General features: G+C 65.6%; 19 protein-coding genes. 13 read left to right on the top strand and 6 right to left on the bottom strand.

What is annotated here, in order from left to right:
- Nucleotides 1-60: 60 nt before the first annotated feature.
- The gene (locus tag ACWW36_RS00365) at nt 61-1,317 is read left to right on the top strand and encodes an alpha/beta fold hydrolase (protein ID WP_456139648.1); all 1,257 of its coding nucleotides are present in this window, start codon (nt 61-63) and stop codon (nt 1,315-1,317) included.
- Here ACWW36_RS00365 and ACWW36_RS00360 read toward each other — a convergent pair.
- Genes ACWW36_RS00360 through ACWW36_RS00345 form a run of 4 tightly spaced genes read right to left on the bottom strand, consistent with a single transcriptional unit; the run spans nt 1,304 to nt 6,721 of the window.
- Complete coding sequence (locus ACWW36_RS00360; RefSeq protein ID WP_456139647.1) at nt 1,304-2,974, bottom strand: ABC transporter family substrate-binding protein; 1,671 nt, start codon at nt 2,972-2,974, stop codon at nt 1,304-1,306. The genes ACWW36_RS00365 and ACWW36_RS00360 overlap by 14 nt on opposite strands.
- A gap of 11 nt (nt 2,975-2,985) precedes the next feature.
- Nucleotides 2,986-4,791 carry a dipeptide ABC transporter ATP-binding protein gene (locus ACWW36_RS00355; protein WP_456142312.1) on the bottom strand — a complete coding sequence of 602 codons (1,806 nt, stop codon included), beginning with the start codon at nt 4,789-4,791 and terminating at the stop codon, nt 2,986-2,988.
- Between the two features lie 26 nt (nt 4,792-4,817).
- Nucleotides 4,818-5,747, bottom strand: coding sequence for an ABC transporter permease (locus tag ACWW36_RS00350; protein WP_456139646.1), 930 nt, complete (start codon nt 5,745-5,747; stop codon nt 4,818-4,820).
- Nucleotides 5,744-6,721: an ABC transporter permease gene (locus ACWW36_RS00345; RefSeq protein ID WP_456139645.1), complete on the bottom strand. Its 978-nt coding sequence runs from the start codon at nt 6,719-6,721 to the stop codon at nt 5,744-5,746. The genes ACWW36_RS00350 and ACWW36_RS00345 overlap by 4 nt, the downstream gene beginning before the upstream one ends.
- 216 nt (nt 6,722-6,937) lie before the next feature.
- Here ACWW36_RS00345 and ACWW36_RS00340 point away from each other — a divergent pair, with 216 nt between their 5' ends.
- The 3 genes from ACWW36_RS00340 (at nt 6,938) to ACWW36_RS00330 (ending at nt 7,941) form a co-directional block, all read left to right on the top strand.
- Nucleotides 6,938-7,198, top strand: a complete 261-nt coding sequence (locus ACWW36_RS00340; RefSeq protein WP_456139644.1) for a hypothetical protein — start codon at nt 6,938-6,940, stop codon at nt 7,196-7,198.
- A 127-nt stretch (nt 7,199-7,325) separates the two neighbouring features.
- Complete coding sequence (locus ACWW36_RS00335) at nt 7,326-7,568, top strand: hypothetical protein (protein WP_456139643.1); 243 nt, start codon at nt 7,326-7,328, stop codon at nt 7,566-7,568.
- 133 nt (nt 7,569-7,701) lie between these two features.
- A complete protein-coding gene (locus tag ACWW36_RS00330) occupies nt 7,702-7,941 on the top strand; it encodes a hypothetical protein (RefSeq protein WP_456139642.1) in 240 nt (79 codons plus the stop codon).
- A 2-nt stretch (nt 7,942-7,943) separates the two neighbouring features.
- On the opposite strand, the gene ACWW36_RS00325 is transcribed toward ACWW36_RS00330, so the two are convergent.
- A complete protein-coding gene (locus tag ACWW36_RS00325; protein ID WP_456139641.1) occupies nt 7,944-8,501 on the bottom strand; it encodes a hypothetical protein in 558 nt (185 codons plus the stop codon).
- 175 nt (nt 8,502-8,676) lie between these two features.
- Here ACWW36_RS00325 and ACWW36_RS00320 point away from each other — a divergent pair, with 175 nt between their 5' ends.
- The 6 genes from ACWW36_RS00320 to ACWW36_RS00295 all read left to right on the top strand — a co-directional run bounded on the left by ACWW36_RS00320 (nt 8,677) and on the right by ACWW36_RS00295 (nt 16,862).
- Nucleotides 8,677-9,381: a response regulator transcription factor gene (locus tag ACWW36_RS00320; RefSeq protein ID WP_456142311.1), complete on the top strand. Its 705-nt coding sequence runs from the start codon at nt 8,677-8,679 to the stop codon at nt 9,379-9,381.
- Complete coding sequence (locus ACWW36_RS00315) at nt 9,359-10,933, top strand: ATP-binding protein (protein ID WP_456139640.1); 1,575 nt, start codon at nt 9,359-9,361, stop codon at nt 10,931-10,933. Before ACWW36_RS00320 ends, ACWW36_RS00315 begins: the two co-directional genes overlap by 23 nt.
- Before the next feature lie 22 nt (nt 10,934-10,955).
- Complete coding sequence (locus ACWW36_RS00310; RefSeq protein ID WP_456139639.1) at nt 10,956-12,815, top strand: glycosyltransferase family 39 protein; 1,860 nt, start codon at nt 10,956-10,958, stop codon at nt 12,813-12,815.
- Nucleotides 12,816-12,862: 47 nt separating this feature from the next.
- A complete protein-coding gene (locus tag ACWW36_RS00305) occupies nt 12,863-14,137 on the top strand; it encodes a glycosyltransferase (RefSeq protein ID WP_456139638.1) in 1,275 nt (424 codons plus the stop codon).
- 29 nt (nt 14,138-14,166) lie between these two features.
- Nucleotides 14,167-16,056, top strand: coding sequence for an ArnT family glycosyltransferase (locus tag ACWW36_RS00300; RefSeq protein ID WP_456139637.1), 1,890 nt, complete (start codon nt 14,167-14,169; stop codon nt 16,054-16,056).
- 314 nt (nt 16,057-16,370) lie between these two features.
- On the top strand, nt 16,371-16,862 hold the full coding sequence (locus tag ACWW36_RS00295) for a beta-class carbonic anhydrase (RefSeq protein ID WP_456139636.1): 492 nt from the start codon (nt 16,371-16,373) through the stop codon (nt 16,860-16,862).
- Here the strand turns inward: ACWW36_RS00295 and ACWW36_RS00290 are convergent.
- Complete coding sequence (locus ACWW36_RS00290) at nt 16,859-17,284, bottom strand: PaaI family thioesterase (protein WP_456139635.1); 426 nt, start codon at nt 17,282-17,284, stop codon at nt 16,859-16,861. The genes ACWW36_RS00295 and ACWW36_RS00290 overlap by 4 nt on opposite strands.
- Before the next feature lie 205 nt (nt 17,285-17,489).
- Between ACWW36_RS00290 and cysD the strand changes: the two genes are divergently transcribed.
- The 3 genes from cysD to ACWW36_RS00275 are packed head-to-tail and all read left to right on the top strand — an operon-like array spanning nt 17,490 to nt 21,041.
- On the top strand, nt 17,490-18,416 hold the full coding sequence (gene cysD / locus ACWW36_RS00285) for a sulfate adenylyltransferase subunit CysD (RefSeq protein ID WP_456139634.1): 927 nt from the start codon (nt 17,490-17,492) through the stop codon (nt 18,414-18,416).
- A 31-nt stretch (nt 18,417-18,447) separates the two neighbouring features.
- A complete protein-coding gene (gene cysN, locus ACWW36_RS00280) occupies nt 18,448-20,292 on the top strand; it encodes a sulfate adenylyltransferase subunit CysN (RefSeq protein WP_456139633.1) in 1,845 nt (614 codons plus the stop codon).
- Nucleotides 20,289-21,041 (top strand): 3'(2'),5'-bisphosphate nucleotidase CysQ, encoded by a 753-nt coding sequence (locus ACWW36_RS00275; protein ID WP_456139632.1) that lies wholly within the window; start codon nt 20,289-20,291, stop codon nt 21,039-21,041. Before cysN ends, ACWW36_RS00275 begins: the two co-directional genes overlap by 4 nt.
- The last annotated feature ends 6 nt before the right edge of the window (nt 21,042-21,047 follow it).

Here is a 21,047-nt window from a genome sequence, read left to right as displayed (position 1 = left end):
GCTACCGAGGTCACATTCGAACGTCCTAAATCACCGCAACGCGGGGCAGAATGAACAGCGATGACGATGAACGCCAAACGTCGCCGCGCGCACGACAAGCTGGCCGCGTTGCCCGGTGTGCGTCCGGTCCGCAGGCCGATCCGGGCGGGTGACCACGAGGAGTTCGATCTCTACTACGTGCGCACCGGTCGCAAGTCTGCGCATCCGCTGGTGGTCATCCCCGGCGGCCCAGGCGCCGCATCGATCGCGCTCTACCGGGGTTTTCGCCGCCGCGCCGCGGCCGACGGTCTGGACGTGATCATGGTCGAGCACCGCGGTGTGGGGATGTCCCGCCACGACGACAGCGGCGCCGACCTGCCGCCCGAAGCATTGACCATCGAGCAGGTCGTCGACGATGTGGCCGCTGTCCTCGACGACGCGCAGGTCGACAAGGCCGTCATCTATGGCACCTCCTACGGGACGTACCTCGCCGCCGGGGTCGGCGCGCGGCATCCCGACCGGGTGCATGCGATGGTGCTCGATTCACCGGTGCTGTCAGCCGACGACATCGTCGCGGTGCGGGAAGCCACCCGTCGCGTGCTGTGGGACGGCGAGAAGTCGGAAACCGCAGGGCTCGCTCCTAAGGTGCGCAAGCTGGTGCAGGACGACGTGCTGACGCCGACGGCCGCCCAACTCGCCATCGCGGTCTACGGTTTCGCCGGACCGGCGGTGCTGCACCGCCAACTCGATCTGCTGCTGGCCGGCCGCCGGTGGTTGTGGTCGGCGCTCGGGCAGGCCGCCCGACTGCTGTTCGAACGCAAGTCGCCGTACCGCCACGAGCCCGATCTCGTCGGCCGGATCGGCTACCGCGAACTGAACTACGGAGCGGAACCCGACGGCAAGCCACTCGATCAGGCGGTCGCGTTTCGCGAGTTCGCCACTGATGCAACGGAGTTCGAGGTTGAGCCCTTCGATTTCGTCGCCGAGATGCCGAATTTCACTTGGCCGACGGTCGTCATCTCAGGCGGCCGCGACCTGATCACACCGCCGACGGTGGCCCAACGGATCACATCGCTGATCCCGAACGCCGTACTCGTCAACCTCGCGACAGCCGGCCACAGCGCGATCGACCTCCGCGAACGGGCGGCGCTGGACATCGTCAAGGCGGTGTACGACGACACGGTCAGCGGTCTGCCGGCGCGCGCGAACAAACTGGACGCCACGCCGGGTGGGTTCGCGGTGAGGCTATTGGTGTGGGGCATCGCCGCGGCGGCCGTCCTTGAGCAGGCGCTTCCTGCCGCCGTGCCTCGCACCGTGCAGCGCGTTACCGCTTCATGAAGCCGATCTTCGTGTAGTCCGCGTCGGCCAAACCGAAGGCGCCGAAGTTCGCCAAAGTGCTTCTCACCGCGATGTTTCCGGGCGACTGTGTCAGCGGCAGACTGAAGCCCTCGGCCCAGATCAGCTTGTCGACCTCGTTGGCAAGGCTGCGCGCCTTGGCGGGGTCCAGTTCTTCGAGCGTCTGCTCGATCTTTGCGTCGATCTCCGGGCTGCCGATCTTGCCGAAGTTGCTTTCGCCGTTGGACGCATAGATCTGAGGCAGGCCCGACAACGGGAATGCGTCGCCGACCCAGGAGAACTGGGCGATGTCGAAGTCGCCGACATTGATGTGGTTGGAGAAGAATCCGGCGCCGCCCTTGGCGTCGAGATCCAGTTTCACTCCGACCTGCGCGAGGTTGTTCTGCGCGATCTGGCCGAACTGACGGGTGCTCAGCGAGTCATACAGCACATCGCGGATGACGAGTTGGCGTCCGTCCTTCTCGCGGAACTGGCCGTTCATCCGCCAACCCAGCGCGTCGAGCTCCTGCTTGGCCTTCTCGGGGTCGAACGCGACCACCGCACTGTTGTCCTGATAGCCCTCTTGGCCTGCGACGTAGACGTGGTTGTTCAGCGGCACGGGGTTGTCGGCGAGCCCACGCTGCGTGACGTTGGCGATCGTCTGCCGATCGATGGCCTTGCCGATCGCCAGCCGCAGTGCTTTGTCGGCCAGGATCGAGCCGGGAGCGCCGTTGAAAGTGAAGTGGTACCAACTGTTTCCGGGCGCACGGCGGATCGCGACGCCCTCGGTGCGTCGCGCGATGGTCAGCTCGTCGAGCGTTGCCAGCCCGGTGGCGTCGATGGTGTTGTTCTGCAGGGCGGGGATACGCGCGGCGTCGTCGAGCACCAGATAGGTGACGCTGTCCAGCAGCGCGGGAGTTCCCCACCATTTCGGGTTGCGCGTCAACACGATTCGCTGAGCCGTGCGATCGAGGTTGGAGACGATGAACGGTCCCGCTGACGGCCCCGGCCCGTTGAGCTGACCCTTGTTGAATGCCTCTGCGGTCGCGGTCATGCTCTTCGGGAGCAGCATGGTGTTGCCGGACAGCATGCCCCGCCACTCCGCATACGGCTTGGCGAACGTCATGATCGCCTGGCGATCGTCGTCACCCCGCGTCACCGACGCGACCCTGTCGGCCCCGTTGGGGCTGGCGCTCGCAAAAGCCTTGTCCACCCCGCTGGTTGCGTGGATCTGGGCCGCGATGTCCTCCCATGTGATCGGGGTGCCGTCGCTCCAGACCGCTTTCGGATTGATGGTCCACTTGACCACCTGCGGGTTGGTGCTGACCAGGTCGGCGCCGGTGAAGTAGTCGGTGTTCAGCGTCATCGACCCGTCGGCGGCGATCCGGAAGGCCCGAGGCATGCTGGCCTTCAGCATGCCTGCGGAGTCTGCGGAGTTGCCGTCGATGTGCAGTGGGTTGAAGTTCTCCGGAAACGCGGTGAGCGCCAACCGCAGATTGCCGCCCTGCTGCAGCGCGGATACGTCCTGCGGGTTGATGTCGTTGGTGGTGCCGATCTCCGCGGATCCGCCTGCCGACGGTGTCTCCTTCTTGCCGCCTGAGCAGGCGGTCAGCGTCAAGGCGGCGACCAGGGCAGCGATGGCGAAGTGGCGGATCTTCATGGCGACAGACGTTACCTGCGATTCGGGTCAGGTTGCGGAACGGCGGCAAGCAAACGCCGCGTGTAATCCTGCTGCGGATGGGCGAACACCTGGTCGCCGTCGCCCTGTTCGACGATCTTGCCCTTGTACATCACCGCGACACGGTGGGCGAGATGCTTGACGACCGACAGGTCGTGCGACACGAACAAATACGACAGTCCGAACCGGTCCTGAAGATCCAGCAGCAGGTTGATGATGCCGGCCTGGATCGACACGTCCAGTGCCGACACCGGCTCGTCGAGGGCCAGGATCTTCGGCTGTAGCGCCAGCGCCCGCGCAATGCCGATGCGCTGCTTCTGTCCGCCGGAGAACTCGGCCGGATACCGGCTGGCATCCTCACGGCGCAGCCCGACGATGCCGAGCAACTCGGCGACGCGCTCATCGGTGCGGGCCTTGTCAAAGCCGTTGGCCTGCAACGGTTCTGCCAGAACGTCGAACACTGGCAGCCGCGGATCAAGCGACGCGACCGGATCCTGAAACACCACCTGCAGGTCGCCGCGCAGTGCGCGCCGGGCACGCCGGTCGAGAGCGGCGACGTCGGCGCCGAGCACTTCAATCGACCCCGATTGCGGTGCCGACAACTCCAGGATCTGGTGCAGTGTCGTCGACTTGCCGGACCCTGATTCGCCGACGATGCCCAGCGTGCGACCCTGCGGCAGCTCGAAGCTGATGCCGTCGATCGCGCGGACCTCGCCGACCTGCCGGCGAAACACCACTCCCTTGGTCAGCGTGTACGTCTTCTCGAGATCGCGTACCCGCAGTACGACCGGCGCGTCCGCGGTGGAGGCCGCGGCTTGCGGTTCGGTGGACACGCCGTAGATTTCCGCGGGCGTGCGACCGACGACATGCTCGGTGCGGATGCATGCCGCGCGATGTCCGTCGGCGACCTTGAGAAGTTCCGGTTCCGCGGCGCGGCAGTCGTCGATGGCGAGCGGGCAGCGGGGCGCGAAAGGGCATCCGGGTGGCAGCGCAGCCAGTGACGGCGGCGCGCCCGGAATCGGCACCAGCCGAGCCCCCTGCGCCGCGTCCAGCCGCGGCACGGAACCGAGTAACCCTGCGGTGTAAGGCATTCGGCGGTCGCGGTACAGCACGTCGACGTCGGCCGTCTCCACCGCGCGGCCCGCATACATCACCAGTGCGCGATCGGCGAATTCGGCGACCACCCCGAGATCGTGGGTGATGATCAGCACGCCGGCACCGGTGACGTCGCGCGCCTTCTTGAGCACCTCGAGGATCTGCGCCTGCACCGTGACATCCAGCGCGGTCGTCGGCTCATCACAGATCAACAGGTCGGGATCGTTGGCGATGGCGATGGCGATCACCACACGCTGGCGTTCTCCGCCGGACAGTTCGTGGGGGAAGGAGCGGGCCCGGCGTTCGGGCTGTGCGATGCCGACGAGTTCGAGCAGTTCGACGGCGCGGGCCCGGGCCGTCGCCTTGCCGATTCCGCGGTTGTGCACTTCGAGCGCCTCGGCGATCTGATCGCCGACGGTATAGACCGGCGTGAGCGCCGACATCGGGTCCTGAAAGACCATTCCGATGGTCTTTCCGCGGATGTCCGACATCCGGTTGTCGGATAACCCGATCAACTCGTCGCCGTGCAACCGGACAGAACCCGACACCTCGGCGTAATCGGGCAGCAGCCCGACGACGGCCATCGCAGTGGCCGACTTGCCCGAGCCGGATTCACCGACGAGCGCGACCACTTCACCCGCGGAGACGTGAAAGTTCATGCCGCGTACGGCGTTTACCCGTTCGGTATCGGTTGGGAACGTCATCGCCAGGTCGGTGACCTCGAGCAGGCTCACTTGCGGGCCCTCCGCAGCGGCCGGGCACTGGGATCGAGCGCATCACGCAGTCCGTCGCCAACCAGGTTGGCGCACAGGATGATCAGCACCAGCACACTGGCGGGGAACAGGAACACCCAAGGGAACGTCGTCACCGACGTCCTGCCGTCGTTGATCAGCGTGCCAAGGGATACGTCGGGTGGCTGTACACCGAAGCCGAGGAAGCTCAACCCGGTTTCGGCCATGATCGCGATGCCGACGTTCAGTGCGGTGTCGATGATCAGGAACGACGCCACATTGGGCAAAATGTGCCGGATGATGATGCGTGTATTGCTGACGCCCATATATCGTGCGGCGGAGACGAATTCGCGTTCTCGCAGGCTCATCGTCATGCCACGCACGACACGTGAACTGATCATCCAGCCGAATACGGACAGCAGCAGGATCAACCACAAGACGGTGCCGGCTTGTTTCGTGCGTGGTGTGATGATCGCGATCAGGATGAAGCCGGGCACCACCAACAGCAGATCGACGATCCACATCAGCACACGGTCTCGGCGGCCGCCGAAGTAACCGGCGATGGAGCCGACCGTCGCGGCGATGATCGTGGAGAAGAACGCCACGCAGACGCCGATGAGCATGGATTTCTGCATGCCGCGCAGAGTTTGGGCCAGCAGGTCTTGACCGAGGGGGTTGGTGCCGAACCAATGATCGACACTCGGCGGTTCCTGCAGCGCGTAGAAATCGAGATCGGTGTAGCTGTACGGGAGCAGCGGCGGCAACGCGTAGCACCCGATGAACAGGGCGACCAGCAGAGCCAGTGAGACCACCGCGGGCTTGTTGCGCAGGAATCGGCGCAGCACAAGGGTGCGTCGTGTGGCGAACCGTGCGACGTCGACGCCCGATTTGGCGGTCGTTGCGGTCTCTGTCGTGACGGGTTCGGTCATGTCACCCGCACCCTGGGGTCGAGAGCGGCATAGATGACGTCCGACAACAGCCCGGCCAACAGCACCATCGCAGCAGAGAAGAAGGTGATCGCGACGACGACGTTGATGTCTTGGGTAGCAATGCCTTTCACGGCCCATTCACCCATGCCGTGCCAGCCGAAGATCGTCTCGACAAACAGCGCGCCGGTGACCAAGAGGGCGATGTTGTAGGCGAACAGGGTGGCCATCGGGATCAGCGCTGTGCGCAGACCGTGTTTGAACAAGGCCCGACGACGAGTGAGGCCCTTGGCCCTGGCGGTGCGGATGAAGTCCTGGCCGAGCACATCGAGCATGGCATTGCGTTGGTATCGGCTGTATCCCGCGATTGCCCCGAGCGCCAACGTGAACGTCGGCAGCACCAGGTGCTGTACCCGATCGACAAATTGGTTCCACGCCCCACCGACCGCGTCCGGGGAGGTCTCGCCGGTGTACTCGAACAGCTGCACGCCCAGCACCGAGTTGATCCGCAACGCGGCGAGGATCAAAAGATTGGCGAGCACGAATATGGGAATGCTGATCACCAACAACGACAGCACCGTGATCACTCGATCAGACAGGTGGTACTGCCGGATCGCTCCCCACGCGCCGACCACCACGCCGATCACAGTGCCGATGACGGAGCCGATGACCAGTAGTCGCAGGCTGACTCCGATACGCCGCCACAATTCGTTGGACACGGGTTGCCCGCCGATCGTGGTGCCGAAATCACCGCGCACCACGCCGGCCACCCAGTGGCCGTAGCGGATGGGGATCGGCTTGTTGAGATCCAGTTCGGCGGCCTTGGCGTCAATCACGGCTTGAGGCGGCCGCGGGTTGCGCTGCAGCAGGCTGTCGAGCGGTCTGAACGTCGCCGATGCCAGCGCGAACGTCAGGAACGACGCCAACGCCAGCAGCACGATGTAATTCAGCAGCCGCCGCGCGAGAAATCGCGTCATGTGTGACGTCCAGGGGCGGCCTGCATGACGCACAGGGTATGAGATGGGCTCCGCGACGGCCGGTTCTTGCACCTGCGGCGTGGCTAGAGAATTCCTACCGACGCTTAAGCCCGTTTCCAGTTTCGGGGCGTTGACTCTGTATTACCTGCAGGTTTACCGGTCGCCTCGGCGTCGCGGCGACGTGGACAAACGCCAGCAAGACGAGGAGCCCCACCTATGGATGACGCCAACCGAAACACATTGAAACTGTTTGCCGCGGTAATCGGCGGCAGCGCGCTGATAGCAATGGGCGCCGTATCGGCCATCGTGCTGCATGAAGCGGGGCCTGCCAATGCGGCCAAGTCGACGACCATGACCGTCGGCTCGACGTCCACCGAGACGACGCCGCCGACGGTCGAGGCGACGACGATGGCGGCGCCGGGGGTGAAAGGCCCCGCACCGCTGCCGTCCGAGGAAGCGGGGCCGGCCGCGCCGTAGGCACTCACTTAGGTACTTCGCACCCCTGATACAGGGTCTTCACAGTTTCGTCGCATTCACTAACTCCGACCTGCACGTTTGTCGGTTCACCGCCCGAACCGGCTCATGACAGAACGGAGCAAACGCAGTGAATGGAACCAGGCGAACCAATGTGAAGATGCTGGCCGCCGTGATCGGCGGCAGCGCCGTCGTGGCAATGGGGGCGCTCACCATGGCGATCACCCAGGAACAGGCCGGGCCGGCCACGTTGACAAGCTCGGGGATGAGCACGGGTGCGACAAGCACTCAGGAAACTCCGCCGGCCGCCCCGGAAACCACTATTGCGGTACCTGCGGTAAAGGCCACACCGTTCGGCGGCGCCGGCTCCTAACGCCACGTTTCACCTCTGACCGCTTCGGCTACCCAGGACAGCGGAGGGGTCGACGTGGACCCCTCGCCAACTATTCGAGGTGCCGTCCCGCCAGGCGAGACGGCTGACCAGAAACCGAATGGAGTGGTCAGAGGTGAGATCGAAGCAGCTCAAGCTGATCGCGGCGGGCATCGGTGCCAGTGCTGTGGTGGCTATGGGAGCGGTCACCGTCGTCTTGACCCAGGCGCCTGCAGGCAACGGAACCTTCGGCAAGGGCCCGGAAATCACGCTTGGCGACACCGTCACGACGACGACCCCGCCGAGCAAGCCTGAGACGTCGGTGGCAACCCCGCCGGTCACGGCGACGACACCCTCAGGATTCGCGACGCCGTAGCGCTAGCGGTGCGGCGGGCCAACAGGTCCGCCGGGGCCGACATCCTCGGGCTTGCCGATGCTGGTCGCCGTTACAGTTTGACCTGTTCGTGTTGCGTGCACGCTCACCTGTTCATCCACGGCGAACGGCGGCTGGGTGGTCTGCGGGATGACATAGGTCTGACTGAAGCCGTCTTCGCTTCGAACGGTGATAGAGGTCGGCGATATGGCCGTCACGGTGCCGGTTTGGCTCAATTCCGTGGTGTAGCCGCCCGAGCCGTCGGGCACGACGAATTCGCCGTGCAAAGGCGGCGGCCCGAACGGCCCGGGGCCGTTCATGGGACCGCCAGGTCCAAAGCGCTGGCCACCCGGTCCGCCGGGTCCGCCTCCGAACGGCTGGTGGGCACCGCCCATGGAATGCGAATTGCCATCGGTCGCGGCGTAGATCGCCGCCCCGCCGAGTCCGGCGATCACCGCCGCCACGCCCACGGCGACCGCGGTTTCGCGAATGCCCCACCGCCGAGGGGACGGGTCCGGCGCACCCCATACCGGGTCTTGCGTGGCTAACGGATCTGTGGTCATGCCGACCACAGTGCAAGTGCTAGATGTGTGCTGGCTGTGTGCCGATTGAGCATTCCGTGTGTCTCGGCATCTTCACAGCGAAAGCATAGATAAGGCACAGCCCGCGCCCATGGCCACTGCGAATAATGAGGTCGTGGCCAGTCCTGTCAATGAGAGCGATCCCTCGCGCGTCGTCATGCGCCGGGCCGACGGCAATCCGATTCATGTGCTGGTCGTCGACGACGAACCGGTGTTGGCAGAACTGGTGTCGATGGCCCTGCGGTACGAGGGCTGGGAAATCGCCACGGCGGGTGACGGCGCTTCGGCCATCGCATCGGCGCGGGACACCCCGCCTGACGTCGTCGTCCTCGATGTGATGCTGCCGGACATGAGCGGGCTGGACGTCCTGCACAGGCTGCGCGAACAGATCCCCGGCCTGCCCTTGTTGCTCTTGACCGCCAAGGACTCCGTCGAGGACCGTATTGCAGGCCTGACCGCGGGCGGCGACGACTACGTCACCAAGCCGTTCAGTCTCGAAGAGGTGGTGCTGCGCTTGCGGGCACTGCTGCGGCGCACGGGCGTCGCGAGCGAAACCGGCGGAGCCAAGATCGTTGTCGGGGATCTGGTGCTCGACGAGGACAGCCACGAGGTCACCCGCGGCGGCGAGCTGATCCCGCTGACGGCGACCGAGTTCGAGCTGCTGCGGTTCATGATGCGCAACGCCAAACGCGTGCTGAGCAAGGCTCAGATTCTCGATCGCGTGTGGAGCTATGACTTCGGCGGCCGGTCCAACATCGTCGAGCTCTACGTGTCCTATCTGCGCAAGAAGATCGACAGCGGACGCGAGCCGATGATCCACACACTGCGCGGTGCCGGATATGTCCTCAAGCCCGCACGCTGAGGTGGGCCGCAGCCGAATTCTTTCACCGCGCACATGGTCGCTGCGGGTCAGGCTGCTTGCCACTCAGATTGTTCTGCTCGCATTGGTGTGCGCGGCGATCGGGGTGGGCACAGAGCTTGCGCTGCAACGGTTTTTGACCGACCAGCTTGACGATCGGGTTGCCGAAACCAGCCATCGTTCGGTGGGGTTGTTCGAATTCGGACCCCCGCCGCCCCCTGATTTTGTGCCGCCGCCCGGATTTCCGCGGCCAATCATCATTCGTAACGATTTCGGTCCAGGCCCGTACTTCCTCAACGCACCCGGGCAGGCCGCGCGGACCGTTGGCGCGGTGGTTTCGCGCGGTACGCCCGTCGACGCCGGAGTCATCACCGCCGACGGCACCCAGACCGAAATCAGCGCGACCGCAGCGAAACAGCTTGCGGCCGTGGCACCTAACGACACACCGACCACGGTGGAACTCGACGGGCTGGGCCGCTACCGCGTCGTCGCCAGGCATGCACGCCCCGGCGAGACGATCGTGTCTGGCTTGCCGACCTCCGACGTCGACGACACGTTGCTGTCAGTGGCGGTGATCTTCTGCGTGGTCGCCGCCACCGCGTTGATCGGCGGCACCGCGGCAGGCATCCTGATCATTCGGCGGCAACTCGCCCCGCTTGCAAGGGTTTCCGAAGCCGCCAGGCAGGTCGCCGACCTCGAGCTGGACACGGGCGAGGTGAAGTTGCCCACGCCGATCGTCAAGGTCGACCCGGCCGCCGCGCACACCGAAATCGGTCAGCTCGGCTCGGCGCTCAATCGCATGCTGGACCGCATCGCAGGCGCATTGTCGGCGCGACATGCCAGCGAGACACGCATCCGGCAGTTCGTCGCGGACGCCAGCCACGAGTTGCGCACACCACTAGCGGCGATTAGTGGCTATACGGAACTGGCGCAACGTAAACGAGACGACCTGCCCGACGATGTCGCGCATGCGATGAGCCGCGTGGAATCCGAGACCGAACGGATGACGCAACTCGTGGGGGACATGTTGCTGCTCGCGCGACTCGACACCGGTCGGCCATTGGAGCGCGAGCCCGTCGATCTGTCGCGTCTGGTTGTCGACACGGTCAGCGATGCACACGTTGCCGGGCCTGACCACGAGTGGTCGCTGGATCTGCCCGACGAGCCAGTGGTCATCGTCGGCGACGAAGCCCGCCTGCATCAGGTGTTGGCCAATCTGCTCGCGAACGCCCGGACTCACACGCCACCAGGCACGTCGGTCACCACCTCGCTCACGGTCGACGACGCCGGCGGTGCCGTGTTGACCGTCGCCGACGACGGTCCCGGCATACCGGAGTGGCTGCGGCCGGAGATCTTCGAGCGCTTCGCCCGCGGCGATTCGTCGCGGTCGCGCCGCGGCGGCAGCACCGGTCTGGGCCTCGCGATCGTCGCGGCGGTCGTCAGGGCCCACCGCGGCACCATCGCCGTGCAGAGCGTGGCGAGAAGGACCGAGTTCGTGGTGACGCTTCCGGCGGAATCACAGGCAAGCCACAGCGATCTCAAATCCGCCACCTAGCGCGCTCAACGAAACTCTTGGAGTGACGACCCTGGCGCTCGATGCCGAGCAGGCGCAAAAGGCCCCGACACGCCGCAGTTTTGGGATACTTTCCGTCTGCTCGCGGGTGGGGCTGGGCGTGCTTCTCGTCGGGACCGCGGTGCTCTACCTGTGGAACCTGTCGGCCAGCGGATGGGCCAACGCGTTCTATTCGGCGGCGGCGCAGGCCGGTGCGAGTGACTGGACCGCAATGCTGTTCGGCTCCAGCGACGCCGCCAACGCCATCACCGTCGACAAGACACCGGCCGCGCTGTGGATCATCGACATCTCGGTACGGCTGTTCGGCCTGAATTCGTGGAGTGTCCTTGCGCCGCAAGCACTGGAGGGGGCCGGCGCCGTCGCGTTGCTCTACGCCGCGGTCCGAAGGGTCAGCGGACCGGGTGCAGGGCTGTTGGCTGGCACGGTCCTCGCGCTGACGCCGGTCGCTGCGTTGATGTTCCGGTTCAACAATCCCGACGCCCTGCTGGTGCTGCTGCTGGTGGCCGCCGCATATTGCGTACAGCGGGCATGCGAAAAGGATGCCAGCCGTTGGTGGTTGATCGCGGCGGGCGCTGTCGTCGGCTTCGGATTCCTGACCAAGATGCTGCAGGCCTTCCTGGTGCTGCCCGGCTTCGCCGCCGCCTATCTGGTGGCAGGCCATCACCCGCTGCGGCAGCGGGTGGTAGACGTGTGCGTCGCAGCGGGGGCCGTCGTCGCCTCCGCTGGTTGGTATCTGGTGCTCGTCGAGCTGTGGCCGGCATCGGCGCGCCCTTACATCGGCGGTTCGCAGCACAACAGCATCATCGAACTTGCCTTGGGCTACAACGGCTTCGGACGCCTGACGGGCAACGAGCCCGGCGGCCTCGGCAACCTCAACTTCGACGTCGGTTGGGGCAGGCTGCTCGGCACGAGCATGGGGCAGGACATCGCGTGGCTGCTTCCGGCGGCGTTGATCTGCATCGCTGCGGGATTCGTCATCACCCGGCGTGCACCACGCACCGACCCGACGCGGGCGGCGTTGATCGTGTGGGGCGGCTGGCTGATGGTTACCGCTGTGGTGTTCAGCTTCGCCAACGGCATATTGCATTCGTACTACACCGTCGCGCTGGCGCCAGCGATCGGTGGGGGCATCGGTATCGGGGCAACGTTGTTGTGGCGCAAGCGAACCGACCTTCGGGCAGCGACGGCGATGTCCGGCGCGGTTTTGGTCACCGCTGTTCTCGCCGCGGTGCTGCTGGCCCGCAACGGTGAGTGGATGCCCTGGCTGCGAGCGGCCGTCGCGGTTGGGGGAGTGGGCGCGGCAGCGTTGTTGCTCGTGGCGGGACGGTTGACAATACCGGTCGCGCGCGTGGTAGCAGCCCTGGCTGTGGTGGCGTGCCTGGCCGCGCCCGCGGCCTATTCGATCGCGACCGCGGCCACCCCGCACAGCGGCGCGGTTCCCTCGGTGGGGCCGTCCGGCCAAGGCTTCGCCGGACCGGGCGGACTGCTGAACTCCCCGAATCCCGGCCAGGTCTTGACGGCCACACTGACCGCAAATGCGGACGACTTCACCTGGACCGCGGCCGTGGTGGGCTCCAACAACGCGGCGGGCTATCAACTTGCCAGAGGTGCGCCGGTTATGGCGATCGGTGGATTCAACGGCACCGACCCGTCGCCGACGCTCGAGCAGTTCAAACAATTCGTCGCCAACCGGCAGATCCATTACTTCATCCGCGGCAACGCGATGATCGGACACTGGGGCGGCGGTGCGAGCGGTGGCCAGGAGGCCACTGACATCGCGGACTGGGTGCAAACGCACTACACCCCGCAGACCGTCGACCACGTGGTGATCTACGACCTCACGCAGCCGGCGCAGAATTCATAGCTCGGGCATAGCTTCAGCCAACGGCTAACACAAACTGCGCCACGACCATGGATTTCATGACAGACATCGCGCTTGAGCGTGACATCACCGGCACTCACCGCACCCGTTTCGAATCGCGGCCCAACGCCATGCTGGCGGCTCGCGCGGCGGGGGTGCCCGTGCTGGACGTGGTGGTACCGGTCTACAACGAGCAAGCCGCGCTGGCGGATTCGGTGCACCGGTTGCATCGCCACCTTCAGGACCATTTCACGGTCCCGACGCGCATCACGATCGCGGACAATGCGAGCGTCGATGACACGCCTCGGATCGCGGCCGAACTCGCGGCCGAACTCACCGACGTTCGGGTGGTCCGGCTCGAGGAGAAGGGCCGCGGCCGCGCCCTGCACGCGGTGTGGTCCAACTCGGATGCGCCGGTGCTGGCATACATGGACGTCGACCTCTCCACGGATCTGGCCGCGCTCGCACCGCTGGTCGCACCGCTCATCTCGGGGCACTCTGATTTGGCTATCGGCACCCGGCTGGGTCGCGGTGCTCGAGTGGTGCGTGGACCCAAGCGGGAAATCATCTCCCGCTGCTACAACCTCATCCTGAAATCCACTCTGGCCGCTCATTTTTCCGATGCCCAGTGTGGTTTCAAGGCGATCCGCGCCGACGTCGCGCAGCGCCTGCTGCCGCACGTCACCGACACCGGATGGTTCTTCGACACCGAGCTGCTGGTGCTGGCGGAGCGCAGCGGGTTGCGCATCCACGAGGTTCCGGTGGACTGGGTGGACGATCCGGACAGCCGGGTCGACATCGTCGCGACAGCGACGGCCGACCTCAAGGGCATCGGCCGGCTGTTGCGAGGTTTCGCCAACGGCGCGATACCGGTGAACATGATTGCCGCACAGCTGGGTTCGTCGAGGCGCGCGGCGGCTCCCGGCTCGTTACTCCGACAAGCCGTCCGGTTCGGCGCCATCGGCGCCGTGTCGACGGCGGCCTACATGGCGTTGTTCATGCTCATGCAGGGCTGGGCCGGTGCACAGGCTGCCAATCTGATCGCACTCCTGCTGACCGCGATCGCCAACACAGCGGCGAACCGGCGCTTCACGTTTGGTGTCGGCGGCCGATCGAACGCCGGCCGTCACCACATCGAGGGCCTCATCGTGTTCGCGATCGCGCTGGCCATCACGAGCGGTGCGCTCAACGTGCTGCATGCGGTTGTCGGCCAGCCGCATCATCTGGTTGAGCTCACCGTGCTGGTCCTGGCGAACCTCGTGGCAACCGCGGTGCGGTTCGTGCTGCTGCGCGGCTGGGTGTTTCATCCCGGCAGATCCCGCTGACTTCCCTTCAACGCAAAAGGAATCGATTGATGACGATCACTCACGACGTGGGCGCCGTGCCGCCGGCGACGCAGTCAGAACCCGTCGACGCGCGCACCGTGCAGCCGCGTTGGGTACGTCCCGCAATGCTGGCATTGCTGGCGGCCACCGCGGTGCTGTATCTGTGGGGTTTGGGCTCGTCCGGCTGGGCCAATGACTACTACGCGGCCGCGGCGCAGGCTGGCACGCAGGACTGGAAGGCGTGGTTGTTCGGCTCGCTGGACTCCGGCAACGCCATCACAGTCGACAAGCCGCCTGCGGCCCTGTGGGTAATGGGGCTGTCCGGCAGGCTGTTCGGCTTCAGCGCCTTCACGATGCTGCTCCCTGAGGCGTTGATGGGGGTTGGCGCCGTCGCGCTGCTGTACGCGACCGTCCGCCGCAGTAGCGGCCCTGCCGCTGGCCTGATCGCCGGCACGGTCCTGGCGCTGACACCCGTGGCCGCGTTGATGTTCCGGTTCAACAATCCCGACGCATTGCTGGTGCTGCTGCTGGTGGCTGCTGCCTACTGTGTGGTGCGGGCGACCGCTACGGCGAGCACCCGCTGGATCGCGTTGGCAGGTTGCGCCATCGGCTTTGCGTTCTTGACGAAGATGTTGCAGGCATTCCTTGTCGCCCCGGCTTTCGCGTTGGTGTTCCTCGTCGCTGCGCCCGTCGGGCTGTGGAAGCGCATCGGGAAGCTAATCATCGGTGCCGTGGCGATGGTGGTGTCGGCAGGCTGGTACATCGCATTGGTCAGCCTGTGGCCGGGGGACTCGCGGCCGTACATCGGCGGTTCGACCGACAACAGCCTGCTGCAGCTGGCGTTGGGCTACAACGGGATTGATCGCATCGCCGGTGGCAGCGGAGGACCAGGTGGTGGTGGCGGTCCGGGTGGCGGCGGCAACCTGTTCTTCGGCGGTGCAGCGGGAATTACCCGGCTGTTCGGCGAATCGATGGGCGCTGAAGCGTCTTGGCTGTTGCCGGCGGCGCTGATCGGTCTTCTGGCGGGGCTGTGGTTCACCCGCCGTACACCGCGTACCGGAACCGTTCGCGCCGGCCTGCTGCTGTGGGGTGGTTGGCTGCTGGTGACCGGTGCGGTGTTCAGCTTCATGGACGGCACGATTCACCCGTACTACACGGTCGCGCTTGCTCCGGCGATCGCGGCGGTGGTGGGTATTTCGGTGCGAGAACTATGGCGGGGCAAGGAGTTTCTCGCACCGCGCATAGTGCTGGCGGCGATGTCCGCGACCACTGGCGTCTGGGCGTTCATCCTGCTCGACCGGACACCGGATTGGATGCCTGCCCTGCGCTGGATCGTGCTGGCCGGATCCATCGTCGTTGCCTCGATACTCGCTGTCGGTGTGCACAAGCTCGGCCGGTTGACTGCCGTAGTAGCCGTCGCCGCAGCACTTTTCGGGCTCGCAGCGCCGACGGCGTTCGCGATCTACAACATCACGCACTCGAGCAGCGGTCCCGGCACGATGTCGGGTCCTGCCCGTGAGGGTGGGTTCGACGGTGGCCCTGGCGGACCGGCAGGTCGCGGGCCGGGCGGTCGCCAAGCCGACAACGCGGCTCTGGCCGACCTCGTCGAGGGCGCCGACAACCGGTGGGCAGCAGCCGGTGTCGGCTCGATGACCGTAGGCAGTCTCGAGCTCAAGACCGGTGCTTCGATCATGGCGATCGGCGGGTTCACCGGCGGCGACAATTCGCCAACGCTCGAGCAGTTCCAGGCATACGTCGCCAACCACGAGGTTCGGTACTTTATCCCCGGTGATCGCCAAGGTCCGCCGGGGGGTGGCAAGTCGGGCACCGGGAGCGAGATCACGGCGTGGGTGGAGCAGAACTTCACCCCGATCGATGTGGGTGGCACGACCGTGTACGACCTGAGCCAAACACGCTGAGTAGCAAGGTAAATGAGGCCGGGATTTCTCGCCGCGCTGCTGGTAACCAGACGTTTCAGTAGTCACGACCGACCCAGATAAGGACGACACTCGGCCCGCCCGGTCAGACGGCCGCCCTGCTTCCCCCGTGGCAGGGCGGCCGTCGCCGTCTAGCGACGCACTAACGCCCCGGCCTAATCTGTCAGGCGAACGCCGCTGGCCAGGTGAAAGGCGTGCAGGGGTAGGGCGTCGTCGCCATCTGATCGCGGTGATTTTCTTTGATCGTGTCTATTGTGTCCGGCGATATCGTCGTGTCAGGCGATCGAGGAGGTCCCATGTCCGTGACCGACCAGTATCTGAAGAACAACGACACGTATGCCAGCACATTCACGGGTCCGCTCCCGCTGCCCCCGAGCAAGCACGTTGCGGTGGTGGCGTGCATGGATGCGCGGCTCGACGTGTATCGAATCCTTGGCCTTGGTGACGGGGAGGCACACGTCATCCGCAACGCCGGCGGCGTCGTCACCGGCGACGAGATCCGCTCGCTTGCCATCAGCCAGCGACTGCTCGGCACGAGAGAGATCATCCTGATCCACCACACCGATTGCGGCATGCTGACTTTCACCGACGACGGATTCAAACAACAGATCCAGGACGAGACCGGCATCAAACCCGAATGGGCTGCCGAGGCGTTTCAGGACCTCGAAGAGGATGTGCGTCAGTCGCTGCGCCGCATCGAGGCCAGCCCGTTCGTCACCAAACACGAATCCCTGCGCGGGTTCATCTTCGACGTCGCCACCGGCCGGCTCAACGAAGTGACGCTCTAGCCGACCTTGTACGTCGCGATCGCCTTCGCGACGGCTTCACCGTCTGCCGTAACCACGTCGACGTCGCAGTTGACGAGCGTCTTGCCGCGACGCAACACCCGTCCGATCGCGATCAGGTCCGTCGCCCGCGCCGGCGCCAGAAACTGCATCGACATCGACGTCGTCACGCCACGCAGCGAGTCCGGCACCTCGGTGCCGGCCCACGCCGCGGCCATCACCGCGACATCGGCCAGCGCGGCGATCGCCCCGCCGTGCACCATGTCGCCGATCGTGACGTTCGTCGGATCCCACGGCAGCCGCAGCCGCACCTCCTCGGCGTCCAGGACGTCGGCGACGATGCCGAGTTTGGCGACGAACGGCGAGGAGGGGATGAACTGGGCCATCACCTGGGCGCCGGTCTGGGCACCTGTTGGAAGCGACATGACTCCAGTATCTGCGGCGGATCAATTACCTCTGGGGTAACCACTCCATGCGCGAGCAGACGCAACGTGCGCCAACACGCCGAGGTTTCCGAGCACGTTGCGTCTGTTCGCCAGAGAAGCAGCGTTGACATCGCAGACCGGGACTGGTTTCATATCGGGTTAAGGCAATAAATCTGGTCATCTCTACCAACTTAACGAGGAAACTATGACCACAGCTCAAGAGGTCAACCAAGCGGGTCGCTATGAGCTCAGCCATCTGCGCTCGCTGGAGGCTGAGGCGATCCACATCATCCGCGAGGTGGCCGCAGAGTTCGAGCGTCCTGTGCTGTTGTTTTCCGGCGGCAAGGACTCGATTGTGATGCTGCATCTCGCGCTCAAGGCGTTCAAGCCCGGACGGCTGCCGTTTCCGGTGATGCATGTCGACACCGGCCACAACTTCGACGAGGTGCTCGAGACGCGCGACCAGTTGGTCGAGGAAGCTGGTGTGCGGCTGATCGTGGCCAAGGTGCAGGACGACATCGACGCCGGCCGCGTGGTCGAGACGATCCCGTCGCGCAACCCCCTGCAGACCGTCACTCTGCTCAGGGCTATCCGAGAGAACAAGTTCGACGCCGCATTCGGCGGTGCCCGCCGCGACGAGGAGAAGGCGCGGGCCAAGGAGCGGGTGTTCTCCTTCCGCGACGAGTTCGGCCAATGGGACCCCAAGGCGCAGCGGCCAGAGCTCTGGAACATCTACAACGGGCGCCACCACAAGGGCGAGCACATCCGGGTGTTCCCGCTGTCGAACTGGACCGAATTCGACATCTGGTCCTACATCGGCGCGGAGAAGATCACGCTGCCGTCGATCTACTACGCGCACAAGCGCAAGGTCTTCGAGCGCGACGGCATGTTGTTGGCCGTCCACAAGTACCTGCAGCCGCGCAAGGACGAGACGGTCGTCGAGAAGACCGTGCGATTCCGCACCGTCGGCGACGTCACATGCACCGGCTGCGTCGAATCGCTCGCGGGCACGGTGTCCGAGGTGATCGCCGAGACCGCCGTGTCACGGCTCACCGAACGCGGTGCCACCCGCGCCGACGACCGAATCTCTGAAGCCGGTATGGAAGACCGCAAGCGTGAGGGGTACTTCTGATGAGCGCTCGCGCGAAGAAGGGACAGTTCTGATGACGACGTTGCTGCGACTGGCCACTGCCGGATCCGTCGACGACGGCAAGTCCACGCTGATCGGGCGGCTCCTTTACGACTCCAAGGCCGTCATGGAAGACCAACTCGCTTCTGTGGAACGGACTTCCAAGGAGCGCGGACACGACTACACCGACCTGGCGTTGGTGACCGACGGCCTGCGCGCTGAACGCGAGCAGGGCATCACGATCGACGTCGCGTACCGATACTTCGCCACGCCGAAGCGCAAGTTCATCATCGCCGACACGCCCGGCCATGTTCAGTACACGCGCAACATGGTGACCGGCGCATCGACCGCGCAACTGGCGATCGTCCTCGTCGACGCGCGCAACGGCCTGCTGGAGCAGTCCCGCCGCCACACCTTCCTCGCGTCGCTGCTTGGCATCCGGCACATCGTGCTCGCGGTGAACAAGATGGACCTCATCGGCTGGGACCGTGAACAGTTCGAGAAGATCCGTGACGACTTCCACGAGTTCGCCGCGCGACTGGATGTCCATGATGTGACGACGATTCCGTTGTCTGCGCTATTGGGTGACAACGTCGTCACCAAGTCGGAGAACACGCCGTGGTACGACGGACCGTCGCTGCTGTCGCATCTCGAAGAGGTGTACATCGCAGGCGATCGCAACCTCGTCGACGTTCGGTTCCCTGTTCAGTACGTGATCCGGCCGCAGAGCCTCGACCATCATGATCACCGCAGCTATGCGGGTACCGTGGCCAGCGGTGTGATGCGTCCCGGTGACGAGGTCGTCGTCCTGCCCAGCGGAAAATCCAGCCGCATCAGTGAGATCCAGGGCCCGAGCGGGCCTGTGCAGGAAGCCTTTCCACCGATGGCGGTGTCGATCAGCCTCGCCGACGACATCGACATCTCACGGGGTGACCTGATCGCGCGGCCGAACAACCAGCCGAGGGTGGCGCAGGACTTCGACGCCACGGTGTGCTGGATGGCCGACGAATCCTCACTCGAGCCGGGCCGCGACTACATCATCAAGCACACGACCCGCACCACGCGGGCGAAGGTGACTGCGCTCGATTACCGGCTCGACGTCAACACGTTGCATCGGGACAAGACCGCGACCGCGCTCAAACTCAATGAGCTGGGCCGTATCTCGCTGCGCACGCAGGTTCCGCTGCTGCTCGACGAGTACAGCCGCAACGCGGCTACGGGTTCGTTCATCCTGATCGACCCGCACACCAACGGTACCGTCGCCGCCGGCATGATCCTGCCGTTCGTCACCGCGCGCACGGCGAGCCCCAACACGGTGCGCCACGAATCACTGTGCACGGCCGAGGACCGGCTGTCGAAGGGCCGCACCGTGTGGTTCACCGGCTTGTCCGGCTCGGGCAAGTCCTCGGTGGCGATGCTGGTCGAGCAGAAGCTGCTCGAAAAGGGTTTTCCCGCTTATGTTCTCGACGGGGATAACCTGCGGCACGGCCTCAACGCCGACCTCGGCTTCTCCATGGCCGACCGCGCCGAAAACCAGCGCAGGCTGGCTCACATCGCGGCTATTCTCGCCGACTCCGGCCAGGTCGTGTTGGTGCCCGCGATCAGCCCGCTGGAAGAGCACCGGGCACTCGCGAGAAAGGTGACCACCGAAGCGGGTCTCGACTTCTTCGAGGTGTTCTGCGACACCCCGCTGGAGGATTGCGAACGTCGTGACCCGAAAGGGTTGTACGCCAAGGCACGGTCCGGGGAGATTACCCACTTCACCGGCATCGACAGCCCGTATCAACGGCCGAAGAATCCGGACATCCGGCTGACTCCGGAGCGTACGACCGAAGAACTCGCCGACATGGTGATCGAGCTGCTGGAAAGCAAGCGGTGACCGATCACAATGACCATCAAGTCGCGGCACGCCTCGCGACGGACGCGGGCAAGCTGCTGCTCGACGTACGGGCCGAGTTGGCCGACGCGACCGCGGCCGAACGTAAGGCAGCGGGGGACAAGCGATCCCACGACTTCCTGATGGAGGCGCTGGCTGATGAGCGGCCGGGCGACGCCGTGCTCTCCGAAGAGGGCGCGGACAACCCGATCCGGCTGTCCGCGGAGCGGGTGTGGATCGTCGACCCGCTCGACGGCACCCGTGAGTTCTCCGAACCGGGCCGCGAAGACTGGGCGGTGCACGTCGCGCTGTGGCAGGCCGGTGAGCTCGTCGCGGGTGCGGTAGCGCTTCCGGCGCAAGGGATCACGCTGGCCACGCCGAGCGTCACACCACCGCCGGCCACAGCCGACAAGCCGCGGATCGTGGTGTCCCGCACGCGGCCGCCTGCCATCGCGCTGGCGGTGCGCGACGCGCTGGACGGCACGCTGGTCGAAATGGGTTCGGCCGGAGCCAAAGTCGCATCGGTCGTGCAGGGCCTGTCCGACGTGTACGTGCATGCGGGCGGGCAGTATGAATGGGACTCCGCGGCGCCCGTCGCGGTCGCACGTGCGGCGGGCCTGCACACGTCGCGCATCGACGGTTCGCCGCTGGCGTACAACCGGCCCGACCCATTGCTGCCCGACGTGGTCGTCTGTCGCCCGGAGTTCGCCGACGCGGTGCTCGCAGTCACCTCCACCGGCTCTGCCCAGTAGTGTCAG

The organism is Mycobacterium sp. MMS18-G62, assembly GCF_053877835.1.
The sequence above is the reverse complement of the archived record's forward strand: the minus strand, read 5'-3'. Positions and strand labels throughout refer to the sequence as shown.

Excerpts from the sequence above, each read along its gene's own strand:
- ACWW36_RS00345 (WP_456139645.1), bottom strand. The coding sequence starts at position 6,721 with ATGACGCGATTTCTCGCGCGGCGGCTGCTGAATTACATCGTGCTGCTG.
- ACWW36_RS00365 (WP_456139648.1), top strand. The coding sequence starts at position 61 with ATGACGATGAACGCCAAACGTCGCCGCGCGCACGACAAGCTGGCCGCG.
- ACWW36_RS00290 (WP_456139635.1), bottom strand. The coding sequence starts at position 17,284 with ATGTCGCTTCCAACAGGTGCCCAGACCGGCGCCCAGGTGATGGCCCAG.
- ACWW36_RS00355 (WP_456142312.1), bottom strand. The coding sequence starts at position 4,791 with ATGACGTTCCCAACCGATACCGAACGGGTAAACGCCGTACGCGGCATG.
- ACWW36_RS00305 (WP_456139638.1), top strand. The coding sequence starts at position 12,863 with ATGGATTTCATGACAGACATCGCGCTTGAGCGTGACATCACCGGCACT.
- ACWW36_RS00295 (WP_456139636.1), top strand. The coding sequence starts at position 16,371 with ATGTCCGTGACCGACCAGTATCTGAAGAACAACGACACGTATGCCAGC.
- ACWW36_RS00360 (WP_456139647.1), bottom strand. The coding sequence starts at position 2,974 with ATGAAGATCCGCCACTTCGCCATCGCTGCCCTGGTCGCCGCCTTGACG.
- ACWW36_RS00340 (WP_456139644.1), top strand. The coding sequence starts at position 6,938 with ATGGATGACGCCAACCGAAACACATTGAAACTGTTTGCCGCGGTAATC.
- ACWW36_RS00315 (WP_456139640.1), top strand. The coding sequence starts at position 9,359 with ATGTCCTCAAGCCCGCACGCTGAGGTGGGCCGCAGCCGAATTCTTTCA.
- ACWW36_RS00350 (WP_456139646.1), bottom strand. The coding sequence starts at position 5,747 with ATGACCGAACCCGTCACGACAGAGACCGCAACGACCGCCAAATCGGGC.
- cysD (WP_456139634.1), top strand. The coding sequence starts at position 17,490 with ATGACCACAGCTCAAGAGGTCAACCAAGCGGGTCGCTATGAGCTCAGC.
- ACWW36_RS00325 (WP_456139641.1), bottom strand. The coding sequence starts at position 8,501 with ATGACCACAGATCCGTTAGCCACGCAAGACCCGGTATGGGGTGCGCCG.
- ACWW36_RS00300 (WP_456139637.1), top strand. The coding sequence starts at position 14,167 with ATGACGATCACTCACGACGTGGGCGCCGTGCCGCCGGCGACGCAGTCA.
- ACWW36_RS00320 (WP_456142311.1), top strand. The coding sequence starts at position 8,677 with ATGCGCCGGGCCGACGGCAATCCGATTCATGTGCTGGTCGTCGACGAC.
- cysN (WP_456139633.1), top strand. The coding sequence starts at position 18,448 with ATGACGACGTTGCTGCGACTGGCCACTGCCGGATCCGTCGACGACGGC.